At 48.3% G+C, this 17,415-nt stretch carries 13 protein-coding genes; 5 read left to right on the top strand and 8 right to left on the bottom strand.

The window, feature by feature from the left end; translation table 11 throughout:
* Position 1 precedes the first annotated feature (1 nt).
* Positions 2–346: an ArsR/SmtB family transcription factor gene (locus tag H8K36_RS07895; RefSeq protein ID WP_186916237.1), complete on the bottom strand. Its 345-nt coding sequence runs from the start codon at positions 344–346 to the stop codon at positions 2–4.
* Positions 347–711: 365 nt separating this feature from the next.
* Between H8K36_RS07895 and H8K36_RS07890 the strand changes: the two genes are divergently transcribed.
* The 5 genes from H8K36_RS07890 (at position 712) to H8K36_RS07870 (ending at position 8,974) form a co-directional block, all read left to right on the top strand.
* A complete protein-coding gene (locus H8K36_RS07890; protein WP_186916238.1) occupies positions 712–1,869 on the top strand; it encodes an efflux RND transporter periplasmic adaptor subunit in 1,158 nt (385 codons plus the stop codon).
* Positions 1,870–1,878: 9 nt separating this feature from the next.
* Entirely contained in the window at positions 1,879–5,100 is a 3,222-nt protein-coding gene (locus tag H8K36_RS07885; RefSeq protein ID WP_186916239.1) for an efflux RND transporter permease subunit, read from the top strand.
* A gap of 31 nt (positions 5,101–5,131) precedes the next feature.
* Positions 5,132–5,341 (top strand): YgaP family membrane protein, encoded by a 210-nt coding sequence (locus H8K36_RS07880; RefSeq protein WP_186916240.1) that lies wholly within the window; start codon positions 5,132–5,134, stop codon positions 5,339–5,341.
* 134 nt (positions 5,342–5,475) lie between these two features.
* Positions 5,476–8,082, top strand: coding sequence for a M14 family zinc carboxypeptidase (locus H8K36_RS07875; RefSeq protein WP_186916241.1), 2,607 nt, complete (start codon positions 5,476–5,478; stop codon positions 8,080–8,082).
* 136 nt (positions 8,083–8,218) lie between these two features.
* Entirely contained in the window at positions 8,219–8,974 is a 756-nt protein-coding gene (locus H8K36_RS07870) for a class I SAM-dependent methyltransferase (RefSeq protein WP_186916242.1), read from the top strand.
* A gap of 34 nt (positions 8,975–9,008) precedes the next feature.
* On the opposite strand, the gene H8K36_RS07865 is transcribed toward H8K36_RS07870, so the two are convergent.
* The 7 genes from H8K36_RS07865 to H8K36_RS07835 form a co-directional block, all read right to left on the bottom strand.
* Positions 9,009–10,091, bottom strand: a complete 1,083-nt coding sequence (locus H8K36_RS07865) for a branched-chain amino acid ABC transporter permease (RefSeq protein WP_186916243.1) — start codon at positions 10,089–10,091, stop codon at positions 9,009–9,011.
* A 16-nt stretch (positions 10,092–10,107) separates the two neighbouring features.
* Complete coding sequence (locus H8K36_RS07860; RefSeq protein ID WP_186916244.1) at positions 10,108–11,133, bottom strand: branched-chain amino acid ABC transporter permease; 1,026 nt, start codon at positions 11,131–11,133, stop codon at positions 10,108–10,110.
* A 66-nt stretch (positions 11,134–11,199) separates the two neighbouring features.
* Positions 11,200–11,937, bottom strand: coding sequence for an ABC transporter ATP-binding protein (locus H8K36_RS07855; RefSeq protein WP_370587140.1), 738 nt, complete (start codon positions 11,935–11,937; stop codon positions 11,200–11,202).
* Positions 11,930–12,772: an ABC transporter ATP-binding protein gene (locus H8K36_RS07850; protein ID WP_186916246.1), complete on the bottom strand. Its 843-nt coding sequence runs from the start codon at positions 12,770–12,772 to the stop codon at positions 11,930–11,932. The genes H8K36_RS07855 and H8K36_RS07850 overlap by 8 nt, the downstream gene beginning before the upstream one ends.
* A 41-nt stretch (positions 12,773–12,813) precedes the next feature.
* The gene (locus H8K36_RS07845) at positions 12,814–14,034 is read right to left on the bottom strand and encodes a substrate-binding domain-containing protein (RefSeq protein WP_370587141.1); all 1,221 of its coding nucleotides are present in this window, start codon (positions 14,032–14,034) and stop codon (positions 12,814–12,816) included.
* Between the two features lie 73 nt (positions 14,035–14,107).
* A complete protein-coding gene (locus H8K36_RS07840) occupies positions 14,108–14,980 on the bottom strand; it encodes an alpha/beta fold hydrolase (protein ID WP_186916247.1) in 873 nt (290 codons plus the stop codon).
* A 137-nt stretch (positions 14,981–15,117) separates the two neighbouring features.
* Complete coding sequence (locus tag H8K36_RS07835; RefSeq protein ID WP_186916248.1) at positions 15,118–17,394, bottom strand: TonB-dependent receptor; 2,277 nt, start codon at positions 17,392–17,394, stop codon at positions 15,118–15,120.
* Positions 17,395–17,415: the final 21 nt, after the last annotated feature.

Here is a 17,415-nt window from a genome sequence, read left to right as displayed (position 1 = left end):
CTCAGCGTTTCTTCTTTGGCGCGAGAGATCCCAAAAGGCTGGCTTGCGCTTCTAATCGTTTCGCTACATTGCCACAGACTAAATCACATAGAGCATAAATCGACTCATCCGCGATTCGGTAGTATACCGCCGTGCCACGACCTTCTCTCACGACCATTCCATGTTTAGCGAGCGTCGACAAATGACGTGATACATTCGCTTGCGAACATTCACAGGCTTCAGCCAATTCGCCTACATTGCGTTCACCTTCTCGCAAGTAGTTCAAGATGCGCAAACGACTCGGCTCAGATAAAGCAGAGAAATACTGCGCGACATGATCTAGCGCAAGTTCAGAGAGACCTTCCATTGATGTACACGTCCTGTTTGCTGAAAGCATTATTGTACCCTGTGCTTAAGGATTGGGGCTTATTACAAAACATGCCTTGCCGTTGCTGCGTTTGTCTCATGGTACACCCGCACTGATATCGACATCGCATCTACTTATTGTGACTTTGCAAAGGCCCAGAAAAGGGAAATAGTTCAATTTAAGCAATTGCGCAAATTTTTTAATTCGTATTTGCGTATTTGCGCAAATAAGTATATGATGTGTTTCATCGAAAAGCAATGAATCAAATTCGTTCGGTGATATGAGTCAATAAATGAATTTGAATATTTGCATCAGTCAGTCATTCGTCAGTTTTCAATGCGTCGTCGATGTGAAAGAGGAAAAACATGTCTAAATCGAATACCCAGTCTCTAATCCTTGCGGCAAGTACATTGATTAGTACAAGCATGCTGAGTCTACCTGCGAACAGTTGGGCTCAAGTGTCGAATCAGACCCTTATTACGACCGCATCAGTACGTTCTGCCAATGATCAAGTTCAATTGCAGGTAGACGGGGTGGTAGAAGCTGTACGTTATACCGACATCTCTGCTCAGGTTTCTGGGGCGATTGTTGAATTACCGGTTCAAGCTGGCGTGGCAATCAAACGTGGTCAGTTATTAGTTCGTATTGATGCGCGTGCAGCTCAACAGGAATTGAATGCGAGCCGAGCGCAGGTCGAGGCCATTAAGGCGAATTTAGTCGTCGCTGAAAAAGATTACGAACGCCAAAAGCTCTTATTTGAAAAAAACTATATTAGCCAAGCCCAGCTCGATCGAGCACTAGCCCAATTCAAATCTGTTGCCGCGCAAGCGAATGCACAGATCGCACAAGCTGCCGCAGTACAAACACAATCAGGCTTTTATACGATTACTGCACCCTACGATGGATTTGTTGCGGCAATGCCCTCAGCGCTAGGTCAAATGGTGATGCCTGGCAGATCTATTATGACAGTCTATGACCCAAGCCAGTTGCGCGTGGTTATTAGTGTGCCGCAGGCGCGCGTCGCTAGTTTAAAAAGCGATCCAGATCTGCGCATCGAATTTCCCAGCCTCCCAAGCAATGAACGCTTTGTAAAACCAGCGGGAATGACGGTCTTGCCCTTATCTGATGCGGCTACTCACACCGTGCAGGTACGTTTTGATTTGCCAAACTTAAGTAACAGTAGCATCAGCAGCAAAAATAGCAAAAGCATCACGCCTGGATTGTTTGCGCGAGTCAAGCTTAGTTTCTCCAATGATGGGGTTAATTCTGATGGTGATAATGCCAGTCGAAGTGCGCCAAACCGTTTGTTTGTTCCAGTAGGTGCTATTTTTCGACGCGCCGAACTGTACGCAGTGTATGTCATGAATGCCCAAGGAAAAACGGTCTTGCGACAAGTGAAGCCTGGGCCCATCAATGGTGTAGAGCAAGAAGTATTGAGCGGCCTTTCTGCAGGTGAAGCGGTTGTGCGAGATCCGCGTTTAGCGGCAACGCTGACGACGGCGAATTCAGCAGCATCGAAATAGGAGCCAGAGATGCGTCAAATTGAAAAGACTTTAGGCGTTTCAGGTCGGATTGCAGCTTTCTTTCAAGCGTCTCAAATTACGCCACTATTGGCTTTGCTTGCCTTTCTTCTGGGTTTGTTTGCAGTGATCGTGACCCCGCGTGAGGAGGAACCACAGATCAATGTCACGATGGCGAATGTGGTAATCCCATTTCCAGGCGCCTCGGTAAAAGATGTTGAACAGATGGTTGCGGTGCCAGCTGAGCAAGTCTTGGGGCAAATTGCGAACGTTGAACATGTGTTCTCAGTGTCTCGCCCAGGCTTAGCGATCATTACTGTGCAATTTGAAGTAGGTGTGCCGCGCACTGAAGCATTGGTGCGCCTGTATAACACGATACACAGCAATCGCGATTGGTTGCCTAGTAACTTGGGTACCCTAGAGCCATTGGTAAAACCAAAAGGCATCGATGACGTACCTATTGTTTCTTTGACGCTGTGGAGTAAACAAGCGGACAAGGGAGCGGCTGACCTTGAGGCAGTTGCACACACAATTGAAGCTGATTTAAAGCGTGTAAAAGGGACGCGTGAAGTGGTGACGATAGGTGGCCCCGGCCGCGCCATTAATATCGAACTCGATCCAAATAAGTTGAAGGCGAATCAATTAACTGTAGGAGATCTTCAAGCAAGTTTACAAGCCGCCAATTTGGGACTACCTAGCGGTGAAATGAACACAGGCAATCAAGCAGTAGCCATTGAAGCAGGGCCCTTTTTGCGTGATGCGCAGAGTGTAGGCGAACTTGTGGTGGCTGTACGCAATAATCGACCCGTTTTTTTACAAGACGTGGCTCGCATTGAAGACGGTGCATTACCCGCGAGCCGATATGTTTGGCACGGCGTGACTGCGAAAGCTAATGAGAAAACTGGCGCGGAATATGCTGCGGTGACCATTGCTATCACTAAGAAGCCTGGTCAAAATGCGGTGCAAGTTGCCGACGCTGTCATCGAACGTGTGAATCTCTTGAAAGGAGCTGCGATCCCTGGTGATGTTGAAGTCAGTGTGAGTCGCAACTACGGACAGACAGCCGACGATAAAGCCAAAAAGCTGATTCAAAAACTGTTGTTCGCCACCTTGTCGGTGGTGGCCTTGGTGTTCTTGGCACTTGGTCGACGTGAAGCCGCCATCGTTGGAACAGCCGTTATTCTGACCTTGACGGTGACTTTGTTTGCCTCATGGGCTTGGGGCTTTACGCTCAATCGTGTTTCTCTGTTTGCTTTGATTTTCTCGATTGGGATTCTGGTTGATGATGCGATTGTCGTGGTCGAAAACATTCATCGACACCAAGCACTCTTCCCTGAAAAACGTTTGCACGAAATTATTCCTGGCGCGGTCGATGAAGTTGGCGGTCCAACGATACTCGCTACGTTGACGGTGATAGCCGCCTTACTGCCTATGGCTTTTGTGAGCGGCTTGATGGGCCCCTACATGAGTCCAATCCCTATTAATGCGAGTATGGGGATGTTGTTATCTCTTGCGATCGCTTTCGTCGTTACACCGTGGCTGGCACGCCTGTGGATGAAAGAAGGCCATCATGCCGAAGGTGGCTTGGTACAGAAAATCACACCCTGGTTCGAGTCTGTGTTTCGTCCGTTCTTGGATGAGAATAAGGGGCAAAAAAATCGCCGTAAATTGGGACTTGGTATCTTTGCCTTGATCGCTTTATCCGTCTTGCTTCCAGTGATAGGCTGGGTGCAATTGAAGATGCTGCCATTTGATAATAAGTCCGAGTTTCAAGTCATTGTAGATATGCCGGCAGGAACACCTGTAGAAAAAACAGCCGCGGTGCTGCGTGAGTTAGGGGCATATCTGCAAACAGTGCCAGAAGTGAGTGATTATCAAGCCTATGCAGGTACTGCAGCACCGATTAATTTTAATGGTTTGGTAAGACAGTATTACCTCAGATCCGGCGGTGAGGTCGGCGATATACAGGTCAATCTGGTCGATAAACATCATCGTTCCGATAAGAGCCATGTGATTGCGACGCGTGTGCGGCCGCAACTGCAAGCGATCGCCAAGAAGATCGACGCAGAAGCGAATGTCAAAGTGGTTGAAGTGCCTCCTGGACCACCGGTGTTATCGCCTATCGTCGCTGAAATCTACGGCCCTGGAGATGTTGAACGTCGTCAAGTGGCCAAACAAGTGCGTGCCGTATTCGAAAAATCTGAGGGCATTGTCGATGTTGACGATAGCAGTATCGTCCATGCACCCCGTAAATTGCTACTTGTTGATCGCAAAAAAGCAGCGCAACTTGGAATAGGGCAAGCGCAAATCGTGATTACTTTACGTACCGGTTTGAGCGGCGATGCAGCAGCATTTTTGCATGACGAAAGTAAGTATCCTGTATCAGCGCATTTGCAACTACCTATCACTGAGCAAGGTAATCTCGATACGCTCTTGTCACTCGGTGTGCGTAATGCACAAGGGGGTTTAGTTCCTATCCGTGAATTGGTGACGGTCACTGATACTTTGCGTGAGCAACCGCTGTTCCATAAAGATGGATTGGCAGTGAATTATGTCGTGGCGGATATGGCCGGAAAACTTGATAGCCCACTCTACGGCATGTTCAAAATGCGTGCCGATATTCATAAAATCGTGACACCTTCCGGAACTGGACTGCAAGAATACTTTATCAGTGCGCCGACTGATCCGTATCGCCAGTTCAGTTTGAAATGGGATGGAGAATGGCAAGTGACCTACGAGACTTTCCGTGATATGGGAGCAGCCTACGCGGTCGGTTTGATCTTGATTTACTTGCTGGTGGTAGCGCAATTTGGTTCCTATTTAACGCCGCTCATCATTATGGCGCCGATTCCTTTGACCATTATCGGTGTTATGCCTGGGCATGCACTTCTTGGTGCTCAGTACACCGCGACTAGCATGATAGGCATGATCGCCCTCGCGGGAATTATTGTGCGCAACTCTATTTTGTTGGTGGATTTTATCCATGTTCAAGTTGCGCAAGGAATCGCCTTTAAAGATGCGGTAGTGCAGTCGGCGATTACCCGAGCACAGCCTATCGCATTGACGGGGCTTGCCGCGATGATGGGCGCGTTCTTTATCTTAGATGATCCTATTTTTAATGGTTTAGCGATCTCTTTAATCTTTGGTATTTTTGTTTCAACCCTACTGACTTTAGTAGTGATTCCTCTGTTGTACTTTGTGGCCTACCACCGCAAATATGCAGTAAGCGCGTAAAGTTTCTATTCAATTTCTTAGGAGAAAAACCATGACTTCATGGCAAATGGTTCGAGTCGTTGCTGGTTCATTTATTTTAATGAGTTTGTTGCTCGGTGTGCCGAATAGTCCATTATTTGTGAACCAATGGTTCCTGGCATTCACCGCTTTTGTTGGCGCCAATATTCTGCAGAGTGGTTTGACGAAATGGTGTTTGATGGAACAGATATTACGTAAATTCGGATTGCGAGCGGGCGAGTAAGCGTCTTTTTTGAAACATGGAAGGAACTTTCTAATCCAGATCAGTTCAAAATCCTCTTTCGGCAATATTCACTATGAGCGTAATCGCTTCGGTGATATTGTGGATATTCTTTGATTGTACCGAGAGGGGTGAATATGTTGTTAAAAAAAGTCGTGCAGGCGGTTAGCCTAGCATTTTGCGTTTCACTGAGTGCAGCGTCTGCAATAGCAGCGACTCCTGCACAAGTATTGCCAGCACACGCTAGGTCTCAGCAAATTTCGACACCCGCGGCTAGTTTAGGCTTTGAATTAGGCGAATGGCATGCGCGACCAGAGCAGTTGGTCGCTTATTACCAATTGTTGGCAACACAGTCAGATCGCGTTCATGTTCGGGTGGTTGGATACACTCACGAAAAACGTCCCATCCTCAATGTCATTATTACCAGCCCCAAAAATCAAGCGCGTTTGAAAGAAATCGAAGCGGCCCGTGCGCGGGGTGACAGTGACACACCGGTGGTTGTCTATCTCGGGTATAGCGTGCATGGAAATGAGCCAAGTGGCGCCAATGCAGCGCCTGCGGTGGCTTGGCATTTGGCGAGCTCAAATGACGCTTCTGTTACTGAAATGTTAGAGCGAACAGTTGTAGTGATTGATCCCATGCTAAATCCGGATGGTTTAGCACGTTTCGCTTCTTGGGCGAATTCTTACCGCGGCGAGACTCTAGTGTCTGACCCTAATACTTTGGAACATAATCAAAGCTGGCCAAGTGGTAGAGGCAACCATTATTGGTTCGACTTGAATCGTGATTGGTTGTGGTTACAACACCCGGAATCACGCGCCCATGTCGCTACCTTCCAGCAATGGCGCCCACATGTGTTCAGCGATTTCCACGAACAAGGCACCGATGCGACTTACTTCTTCCAACCGGGCGTGCCGTCTCGCACCCATCCTCTGACACCGCAAAGCAATCAAGACCTCACAGTCGCGATCGCCAAGTTTCATGCGAAGGCATTGGATGCACGCGGTGAATTCTACTTTAGTCGCGAGGGCTTTGATGACTTTTACTACGGTAAGGGCTCGACCTATCCTGATATTCAGGGCAGTGTAGGAATTTTGTTTGAACAGGCTAGTTCACGCGGCCATATCCAAGATTCCCGTAACGGCTTGCTGCGTTTTGAGCATACTATCGCCAATCAAATTACGACTTCCTTAACGACCTTGCAAGCGGCTGATGCCATGCGCGAGCAATTAATCTCGCATCAAAAGCAGTTTTTCGACGATGCCAAGAAAGCGGCGGCAGTTGATACCAATCGCGCCATGTTATTTGCGGCCGAGGGCAATCCAGCGCGACTGCGCGACTTCGCCTCGTTATTGCAGCAACATGGCATTGCCGTGCACCAGCTGAAAGCAAGTGTGACCGTGAACGGTCAGCGTTACGATGCCAATAATGCGATTGCAGTGCCTTTGCAACATCGTCAAGCGCGTTTGCTGGAGGCGATCACTGAACTACGTACTCAATTCAAAGATAATACTTTCTATGATGTTTCTGCGTTCAGCGTGACTAAGGCTTATGATCTGGCCAGTGCTAAAACGGCAGTCGATGTGGTTGGCGATACCTATAGCGCGAAGTCAAATGCAAGTTTAAAAGCAGAGTCAAATATTGCCTATGCATTTTCTTGGACGAGTGATGATGCTGCGCCTTTATTGTCGGCTTTAAGCCAGACAGGTTTGCGTTTGCGTACGATCACGAAACCAATGCGCATACAAACAACGGATGGCAATAAGGACCTTGGCATTGGTAGCATCATCATTCCCGTGGCGATGCAATCGGTCGCCTCTAACCGCGTCGCGGAAATCGTGCGTCAGACGAGCGCCAAATTTAGTGTAGAGGTGATGGCCTTGACCTCAGGCGCAGGTTTGGGTGGTATCGATCTTGGCAGTGCGAGTTTGAAAAATGTCGAACGTCCACGCGTCGCCCTGTTGGCTGGGAACGGTTTAGATTCTACATCCGTTGGCGAATTGTGGCATTGGTTGGATACGCACTTACACCTGCCGACGACACAGTTAAGTCTAGATCGCTTGTCTTCGATGTCACTCGATAAATACACCCATATCGTAATGGCTGATGGTAACTACCGTTTGAGCGATGAAGCGAACAAAAACTTGGAGCGTTTTATCAAGCAAGGTGGCGTTGTCATTGGTGTCGAAGGTGCAATGAAATGGGCGAGCTCACAATCCTATTTGCATACCAAATTGGTAAAAGCAGACGGTAGTAAGAAAGCCGATGCTGAGGATAAGTCTGCGGATGCAAAAACGAGCGAGAAAAAAGCAAAAGAAGGTCGTCTTCCTTATAAAGACCAAGATACTAACGCAGCCAAAGAACTGGTCGCCGGTGTGATTTTCGAAGCGGATATCGATCGTAGCCATCCTTTGGCCGCGGGTATGCCTCGTGATACGGTACCCGTGTTCCGTGCCCAAGCGGATGTATATCGCTTAGAAGGTGATCGTTATGGAACAGTTGCCGCCTACACAAGCTCTCCCGTTGTAAGTGGTTACGTGTCTGAAGAAAACGCAAAACGGATCGCAGGATCAGCTGCGTTGACGGCAGAGCGCGTTGGCAGTGGTAGCGTGATCATGGCAAGCGCTGCTTTGGGTTTTCGTAGTGGATGGATAGGCAGTCGTCGTCTGTTAGAAAATGCTTTGTTCTTTGGTAAAGCGTTTGAAAAAGCGAGAACCGATGGCAATGAGGCTGAAGAAAACTAAGAGCAGTGATGTTTGAATGAAATGCAAGAAAGTCGGCGCTGGTTCGCACAATTGAGGTGAGCCAGCGCCGCTTTTTATTGTAGAACGATATAGATAGACGGTAAGATGGGATTTATTTTCGCAATGAGTTAGTTATATGTCTCAAGAAAAATTTAAACCTATCGCAATCGCTGCGCCATCGGCGAATCCTTTGCTGTTTACAGTGAGATGCATGGTTGATCTGCAGTTGGCGACTTTGGCTAAACCTTTGCGCGAGGCATTGTCTCAGCTAGACGGGAAGGTTATCGATATCGGCGCTGGTGAGTCACCCTGGCGAGAATGGCTGGGGCCGAAAGCCCAGTATTTTGGTTTAGACGTCCAAAGTGCCTCAGAGTATGGCATGTCTAAACAGGCTGATGTGACTTATTACGATGGTAACGTCATGCCGTTTGAGGACGCGAGTTTCGATGCAGCTTTTTGTATGGAAGTCTTGGAACATGTACCACGTCCAGAGTTTTTTGTATCGGAAATTGCTCGGATTTTGAGGAGGGATGGGACTTTGGTTCTGAGTGTACCGTGGTCTGCCCGTCGACATCACATTCCATACGATTTCCATCGCTTCACTCGTGAGCGATTAGCGCAATTATTTGCCGAGCATGGATTTGAGCAAATTGAGATCCGTGAACGCGGAAATGATATCACTACCATCGCCAGCAAATTTATCGTATTGGCCATGCGATTGCTTAAGCCGAAACAAGCCTATGCCTATTTGTGGACACTGCCGCTACTATTGCTGGTTGGCCCTGTGAGTGTCGCGATGCTTGTGGCTGCGCATCTATCCTTACGTTTTTCTTGGGGAGCCGAGGAAGATCCGCTTGGTTACTTCATGATTGCCAAGCGAAGCGCAAGCTAATTGATCCTGGTTTTTGATTGCTCACAGATGTAGCCTAGTGTCCAACTGTTTTCGATCGGTTTAATTTGCCGACGATGCCCGTCGGGAAAAAATAAACCGACAAGACAAATAAGATGCCCAACCAAAATAACCAACGGTCTGGGTGCAGCGCCTGCGCTAACCATGGTAGATCGATCAAACTTTCATTCGCTTGCGTCATCAAGGTTTTGAGATAGTTTTGTAAGACCAAGAATAGCGCCGCACCAATGATGGAGCCATAAAGGCTACCCATGCCACCGATCACGACGATTAAGAGAATATCGGTCATTACTTCAAAACTCAGCATGGTTTTAGGGCCGACGTATTTGAGCCAGAGCGCCATCATGGCGCCCGCTAGGGTTGCTAAAACAGCGGCGATACAATTGGCAGCTATTTTATACAGAACGGTACGGTAACCAATGGCTTCAGCGCGAAACTCATTCTCACGAATCGCTTGTAAGACGCGGCCGAATGGAGAATTGACGATGCGTAGCATCAACAAAAAGAGCACCACTGCACTGAAGAAAAGCAGGTAGTAGCAAATCACTTTGCCATCGATTTGCCGCCCGAAAATCGGGCTTGAAAATAATTCGTAAGCCGGTGAAATTAACTCGGGAACGGAGAAGGTCTTGCCGTCTTCACCACCGGTGATATCCGATAATTGCGAAGCCAGTACCGCAAAAGAACTCGCGACCGCCAGCGTAATCATGGAGTAAAAAATGGCGCGAACGCGCAGGGCAAAGAGACCGATGATCAAGGCCAGCGTCAGTGATAATAGTACTGCAAGCAAAATGCCAGTGGCAGCACCCGCCCAGTTAGGATTGTCGCTCGATAAGCCTAAGCTGAGGCCATAGGCGCCGATACCGAAAAACATCGTATGGGCAAATGAAACGATGCCGGTGTAACCGAGTAAAAGATCATACGACCCCACCAAGACGATATAGACGCAAATCGTGGCCGCCGTATTCAGAGGTCGTGCACCGCTGGTGATGAACGGTGCAAGGGCGAGACCAAGTACAACTGCTAGCAAGAGTAAATTGAGCAGACGGCTGTGCGGTAGGCTATTCGATAAACTGCGACGACATAAGGTAGACAACATGAGTAATCCTAATGGCTTAATTTTTTCCAGGGGTATAGAGGCCTGAAGGGCGCCATACCAAGATCATGATCATGAGCAGAATGTGCGACACCAGCGCTAATTTTGGCATTAAGAAGCCAGCATAGTTAGCGACTAAAGCGAGTAATAACGAGGAAATAAAACAACCGCCGACTGATCCCATGCCGCCGATGATGACGACAATAAAGACCGTTACCATCAATTCACCGCTCATCGCTGTTGATACAGTCTCTTTATATAAGCCCCACATCACGCCGCCCAGTCCCGCCAGAGCAGAACCTGCTGCAAATACCGCAATGAATAAGCGGCGAATACGATAGCCCAAAGACTCGACCATTTCTGGATTCTCAACGCCAGCCCGTATCAGCAAACCAAGCTTGGTGCGATTCAAGACATACAACATACTGAGTAAAACGACGGTGCCGATCACTACCGCAAAGAGACGATATTTTTCGATCAGTGTTTCGCCCAGTACGATTGAACCGCGCAATACCTGTGGTAAAGGGAAGGGAATTTGCTCCGCACCCCAAATCATGGTGATTAATTGCTCGGCAACGATCATGCCGCCCATGGTGATCAAGATTTGTTTCAAATGCTGACCATACACAGGGCGAATAATCACTCGTTCAAAAATAATTCCGAGGATTCCCGTGACCAGCATCGCGCCTAAAATAGCAATCGCCAATACAGCGATGTTCAACCCAATGGACTCGCTTTCCGACCAACTAAGTAAAGGCGCGACCATCATGCTAGCGATAAAGGCGCCGCTGGCGATGAATGCACCGTGGGCAAAATTCATGACATCCATTAGGCCGAAAATCAGTGTTAAACCGCTGGCGATGATGAAAATCACCATACCCATGGCGAGCCCTGCTAGTGTCAAGGTCATCCAGGTCGAGCCGCTGCCAACCAATGGGAGTGCGGCCAAGGCGATGGCTGGAATTAAGAGTAGAGGTTTGATGTCCGGTTTGGCTAATGCGAGGCTAGGCGCTGTATTAGCTTCCGCTGTCACGCTTGTATTCATTGACAGTGTTTCCTTATGCGAAAGTTGGCGCGAAAATAGTGAACGTGTTGAGCATATGTAAGGCGATCATTGGTGGCTATCCATCGAGAGACCGAGCAATCGCGTCTGCAAGTCTTGGTCTTTAGCAAGCGCTTGCATTTGCCCATGATGCACTATACGACCATCATCCATAACAGCAACTTGGTCACCCAGTTCACGCACGAAATTGAAGTTTTGTTCTACTAAGATAATGCTTGTTTGGCTGGCTTTCAGCTCACGAAAGGCGTCCATCAAATTGTGCACGATGGCCGGGGATAGGCCCTTGCTGGGCTCGTCGACAAGCAGTAGTTCACGCGGTTCAATAATCGCGCGTGCAATTGCCACCATCTGTTTTTGACCACCAGAGAGATTGCCAGCAGGGTAGTTCCAGAATTTCTTAAGCGCAGGGAAAAAACCAAAGATCCATTCGAGTCGTGATGTATCGATAGCGCCGTTGATGGCGGCGAGGCTCAAGTTCTCTTTAACGCTCAAGGCCGAAAAGATACCCATGTTTTCGGTTACATAGGCAATTCCTCGGCGTGCAATATCTGGCGTCGCCAATGTATGGATATCTTGTTGCTTGAATTGAATTCGTCCCTGACTCGCTTTCCATAGGCCCATGATTGTGCGCAGACAAGTCGATTTGCCGGCGCCATTGCGTCCTAAGAGAACAAACAATTCACCACGTGGAATTTGCAGGTCGACGCCCTGTAAAATATGGTATTCGCCAATATGCGTATGCACGCCACTAAGCTGCAAAATGAAATCGTGAGGCGTGTTAGGCATGATCATGTTCTCGCGTAGTAATTACATTAGGCCTCTTGCCGAGATAGGCTTGTTGTACCGCATCGGAAGCCATGACCGCGCTGGGATCGCCGTCGGCGACCAGACAACCATCTTGCAACACAATGATGCGATCGGCGAGTGAACGCACGACATCCATTTTGTGTTCAACTAGGAGCACTGTCTTTTGCTGGTCTTGTTTGATTGCTTGAATCAGATTGATAATAACAGGCACTTCATCAACGCTCATGCCCGCGGTGGGCTCATCAAACATCAAAATATCTGGCTCCAGCGCCAACATTAAGGCAACTTCGAGCTTGCGTTTATCGCCGTGAGACAAGATGGCTGTTTGCTCGTGTCGACGATGGTAAAGAGAAACCTGCTGTAAACAAGCTTCAGCTCTTTCAATCAGTTCGGCATGATCGGACCAAATTGAAAATAAGCGAAAGCCTTTGTTTGCTCTACTCTGGGCGGCGAGGCGCACATTTTCCAATACACTTAAGTGCGGGAATAAGTTAGTCAATTGAAAGCCACGGCCGATGCCCATTTGCGTACGCGCTGCTGCGCCTAATTGCGTAATATCGTGTTCACCCAAACGAATTTGACCAGTGCTTGCCATAAGTTGACCTGATAGCAGGTTGAAGTAAGTGGTCTTTCCCGCGCCGTTCGGGCCAACGATCACGGTCAATTCTCCGGCATGAAAATCTGCACTGACTTGATTGACCGCGATGTGTCCACCGAAACGGATGCTGAGATCACGCGAAGATAGCGTAACTTGTTTCGGTTTGTTTTCTACTACGGTTACTGCCTGTGCTGTTGCAAATTGTGGTGCAATCATAATTACTTCAATGTCGTGATTCGAGATGCAGAAAGTGATGCTTAGCGTTTATTTTTGACTGGGACTGGGATATCTGTGACCGGAATTTCACGAACCAGTTCCAGCAGATCCCATTCATTTTTTTGCTCTTTCTTGATCTTGAAGTGGTACATCACTTGCAGTGCCTGATGATCTTCTTTGCGGAAGTTCATCTTTCCTTTTGGAGTGTCAAATTCCATGCCTTCCATGGCGGTGATCAATTTTTCCGTGTCGCTTGATTTCGCTTTGCTTAGCGCTGTGTACACCGCACTCGCAGCAGAGAAGCCTCCCGCCGTGAACATATCCGGTGGTGCTTTGTAGCGTTTGTTATGTTCTGCAACGAGCCAATCATTCATTTTGTTTTTGGGGAAATCGTAGTAATAAAATATCGTACCTTGGGTGCCAGCATAAGCTTTCCATGTTTTCATGATGGGCAAGATGTTGCCACCGGGAGCAAGGGCAATGCCAAATCGCTCGGGTTTCATTTCTGCCAATTTGCTCATAGGATTCGGACCCGCCCAGACGATTTGTAAAACCCGTGGCTCAGGTTTGTTCTTTAGTGCTTCGAAGATTCGTTGTGCCGCTGCGGTGAAGTCGGTGGTATTAGGAGCAGCGTACTCTTCATGGGCGACATTCGCTTTGCTGCCGACCATGGTCAAAGACTCCTTCGCCGCTTTTACGGCATCACGACCAAAGGCATTATCCTGGGTCAGGAAAGCAATGCTGCCGCCACCTTTGATAGTACTAGCGGCGGCTAAACCATCTTGCATAGAATTGCGACTAGTGCGGAAAATGTAGCGATTCCATTTGTCACCAGTAATCGCATCCGCAACAGCGGGTTCGACCAACAATATTTTTTTATATTCCGCAGCGACCGGCAGCATCGCTAGTGCGGCGCCTGATGAAGTCGTTCCTACCGCGAGATCCACTTTATCATCACCGTAGGCCTCTGCCAAAAGAGTACGAGCGATATCGGGTTTACTTTGATCGTCCTTAATAATGACTTTGAGCTTGCGGCCATTGATTTCCATCTTGCCACCAGTCAGGTACTCCAAACCCATCATAAAACCAGTTTCGGTTTCTTTGGCGTACGATTCTAGGACACCTGTTTTTCCGGTAATGAGGGCGATTTTAAGATCTTGCGCCTGGGCGATGGTAGTCGCGCTAAAGGCGAGTAAGAACGGTAATGCCATTAATGTCAGGCGAGGGCGGCAACTTGGACCGGATGAGAAAGCTAGTTTCATGGTGTCTCCTGCTATTTGGGGATTTAGCGGTTATTAAGATGAATTTAATTATTTTGTTTTTTTTCGGTAGAGCCTAATCGCAATCGTGCAAAAAGGCGCGTAAGGCGTCTTGCGCCGCACTCTCGGTCAACATTGGTGCATGACCGATGTGAGCAACCTCAGCATAACGCAATTTCGGTGCGACGGTTCGCATATAAGCTGCTTGGCTCGGTTCAATCAAATCAGAAATGCTACCGCGAATCAGAAGAGTAGGACGATTTTTAGCGAGCCTCTTGAACGCCAGTTTGGCCCAGAAAGATTCAGCCTTTAGTTTGCCGTTCTGCAGTGGTAAAGCGATATTGGGGTCATAACGCGGCACATATTCGCCTGTTTGATTTTGGGTAAACGCACGTTTCGCCCATTTCAACCATTCAGCGTCGTCATTATTGGGGAATGCGTGTTGATTAATACCTTTCACATATTCTGCCGCTTCAGCAAGGGTACTCAATGTTCGGTTTTTCCCAGCGTAGCCGGCAATTCGCTTTAAGCCAGTCTCGGAGAGGATAGGGCCGACATCGTTAAGTACTGCGGCGACAATCAGCTTCAGGTTTTGCAGCGCGACCGTCATAGTCGTAATGCCACCCATGGAAGTCCCAATAAAGACCGCACGTGCAATTCCTAGTTGATGCATTAAGCATGCCACGTCCTTTGCATATACCGCTGGATTGTAATTATCAGTATTGCTGTCATGGGCCGAATTGCCGCGTCCACGCACGTCCACAGCGATTACACGGCGACCTTGTTCCGTTAGCCAAGGTGCTAGCTCTTCGAAGTCAGAAGAGTTACGTGTGAGTCCATGGATGCAAATAATTGGGCACTTGGCTTTGCTTCCTATGGCGGCGTAATCCCTTGCGTACAGTGCGAGGCCATCGTCGCTATGGAAGTAAATTTCATTAAAAGTGGCCACGGCAAATATCCTGTTTGAAAAGAGATTCGGGGTGGGGAAAAGTCGTAAACATGAGAGCACAGAGGACTACCGGCCAGATCTCCCCAGAAACTGGCCGGCCCCTCACCGGAGTGCTTCCCTAAAGTATCGTCGAGAGCTTAGAAACGATATTCCAAGGTTGCGGTTACAGTACGTGGATTGCCGTAGAACGCAGTCACACTACCCTCACCCAAAGTTGGGAAGAAGTAGCCTGCGACTTTGTAGCGCGCATCGTTGAGATTCTTGCCATGCAAACCGACGCGTAAGTTGTTGTCGCTGCTAGTCCAAACGACGCTGGCATCCCACAAGCGATAAGCTGCTTGATCCAAAATTGGGTTTGGTGTTTCGAATTGATAAGTTTTACCGCGATGCGTGAGACTCGCGATTAAGCTCAATTTGCCATTACGACCCATCACAGGTAACTCGAAATCATAAGTTCCGCGAATATTGCCGGAGTTGCGTGGTGTATTTTGGAATACGCGTTGCGCACTTACGTCAGCACCAGTGGCACCAATAAATTGTGTGTATTTGGCGTCAATGTAGCTATACATGCCGGAAAGACGGAAGTTGTCACTGAGTTTAGCAACTGCTTCGAGTTCCAAACCATCGATTTTGGCCTTACCTGCATTGGTTACTACACCAGCGAAGCTATCATCTTTACCGTCACCATTGGTATCGATGGCGATCGATCCAGGAATTTGTACGTCGCGATAGTCGCTATGGAAAAGAGCAGCGTTGGTAAAAATGCGGCCATGATCAAATTCTGATTTCAAACCTAATTCCAATGTTTTGATCGACTCTGGCTCGAAACCTTTCTTGGCTTTGTCGAGTGATAACTTGGTACCGACAATATTTAAACGTGGATCGAAACCACCACCTTTGAAGCCTTCGGACCATGATGCATAGAGGCTCTGCTCAGGTGTGGCTTTCCAGCTCAAGGAGACACGTGGCGTAAATTTTTTGTCGGTGCGGTCAAGATCATTTTTGCTCAAATTAGTGTCGGTGCGGAATAAGACGGCACTAGGATTTCCCAGTGCCGGAGAGCCCGCTGTTCCTAAGTAGATCTGACGCAAAATTGCAGCTTGGCGTTGGTCAACTGTATAACGACCACCAGCAGAGAGACTTACTGTATCGCTTAGATCCATACTTGCATCTGCAAAGGCTGCCCAAGCTTTAGTGTCAACATCACCTTGGGTAAAGGTTGATGTACCCAGCAAGCGCACGTCAAATTTATTGTAAGCATTAGCATCGATATAGTAAACGCCGGCCAAGCCTTGTACTGCTTTGGTGTTGAAAGCTAACTGGAATTCTTGGCTAGTTTGACGATTTTTGTAGATCGCTGGCACGTCAAAATCAACTTTATTCAATGAATCGAAATCGATAGGCGCATACGACGTATCGTGACGTGACGCAGTAATCGATTTGAATGTGAGTTCATTGTTCAAGCGCCACTCGAGTAAAGCCGATGCGCCGCTTTGCGTCACTTGTTGTGGATGTCCGAGTACTGAATTGAGATTGGCGCGTGAGTCATAGACATTATCAAGGATAGGCGCATTGCTGATCTTGCCGACTGTTAAGCGATGACCATGCTTGGCATTGGAATCATCTTGCGTTGTATCAGCAGCAATACGAATAAACAAATCACTATTTGGAGTAAATTCAGCGCTCAGGCGCGCTGCTGTGATGTCTTTGTTGTAGTTGTCTTGGCCAGTGGCTAAATCTTTGCCGAAACCGTTGCGTGTGAATTTCGCTAAAGCTGCGCCGACGCGTACAGTGTCAGAAACTGGAATGCCTGCAGTGATCATGCCATCAGCTTGTCCATAAGTGCCTAGGCTTGTTTTAAGGCGAACGTCCGTATTAGGACCAAGCTTGCGCGTAATGTATTTGACCGCGCCGCCAATCGTATTGCGGCCATATAGAGTACCTTGTGGGCCACGCAAAACTTCGACGCGTTCGACATCATAGATATCGGCAACTGCACCTTGTGGGCGAGCCAAGTAAATATCATCAAGATAGATGCCAACACCGGATTCAAAACCGGCAACTGGATCTTGTTGACCTACACCACGCATGAACGCTGTCAACGTGCTGTTGGTGCCGCGAGAGGCAGAGAGTGTTGTACTTGGCAAAAGTTGGGAGATGCTTGTGATATCAGGGATACCGTTTTTGGATAACTGATCTGAACCGATTTCCGTCACGGAGACAGGCACATCTTTCAGTGTTTCTTCGCGGCGGCGGGCGGTCACGGTGACGACTTTGGGTTCTGTATTGTCTGCACTCGCTTTAGCTTGATCTGAACTTTGCGCATAAGCGAATTGCACGTTCAAGCCGGAAGCGGCGACAAGGGCGATGGCGGTGCGACGGAAAAGCAAGTTGATGTTCTTTTGTGAACGCATGGTGGTCTCCATTTTATTGTT

It is taken from the genome of Affinundibacterium nitidum, from assembly GCF_014284155.1.
GTDB lineage: Bacteria > Pseudomonadota > Gammaproteobacteria > Burkholderiales > Burkholderiaceae_D > Undibacterium > Undibacterium nitidum.
Note: the sequence above shows the minus strand (reverse complement) of the source record. Positions and strands in the feature narration are given on the sequence as shown.

Bases quoted from the DNA above. Each gene is read 5' to 3' on its own strand.
- H8K36_RS07855 (WP_370587140.1), bottom strand. From the start codon at position 11,937: ATGCCTAACACGCCTCACGATTTCATTTTGCAGCTTAGTGGCGTGCAT.
- H8K36_RS07895 (WP_186916237.1), bottom strand. From the start codon at position 346: ATGGAAGGTCTCTCTGAACTTGCGCTAGATCATGTCGCGCAGTATTTC.
- H8K36_RS07885 (WP_186916239.1), top strand. From the start codon at position 1,879: ATGCGTCAAATTGAAAAGACTTTAGGCGTTTCAGGTCGGATTGCAGCT.
- H8K36_RS07870 (WP_186916242.1), top strand. From the start codon at position 8,219: ATGTCTCAAGAAAAATTTAAACCTATCGCAATCGCTGCGCCATCGGCG.
- H8K36_RS07860 (WP_186916244.1), bottom strand. From the start codon at position 11,133: ATGAATACAAGCGTGACAGCGGAAGCTAATACAGCGCCTAGCCTCGCA.
- H8K36_RS07845 (WP_370587141.1), bottom strand. From the start codon at position 14,034: ATGAAACTAGCTTTCTCATCCGGTCCAAGTTGCCGCCCTCGCCTGACA.
- H8K36_RS07875 (WP_186916241.1), top strand. From the start codon at position 5,476: ATGTTGTTAAAAAAAGTCGTGCAGGCGGTTAGCCTAGCATTTTGCGTT.
- H8K36_RS07850 (WP_186916246.1), bottom strand. From the start codon at position 12,772: ATGATTGCACCACAATTTGCAACAGCACAGGCAGTAACCGTAGTAGAA.
- H8K36_RS07890 (WP_186916238.1), top strand. From the start codon at position 712: ATGTCTAAATCGAATACCCAGTCTCTAATCCTTGCGGCAAGTACATTG.
- H8K36_RS07880 (WP_186916240.1), top strand. From the start codon at position 5,132: ATGACTTCATGGCAAATGGTTCGAGTCGTTGCTGGTTCATTTATTTTA.
- H8K36_RS07835 (WP_186916248.1), bottom strand. From the start codon at position 17,394: ATGCGTTCACAAAAGAACATCAACTTGCTTTTCCGTCGCACCGCCATC.
- H8K36_RS07865 (WP_186916243.1), bottom strand. From the start codon at position 10,091: ATGTTGTCTACCTTATGTCGTCGCAGTTTATCGAATAGCCTACCGCAC.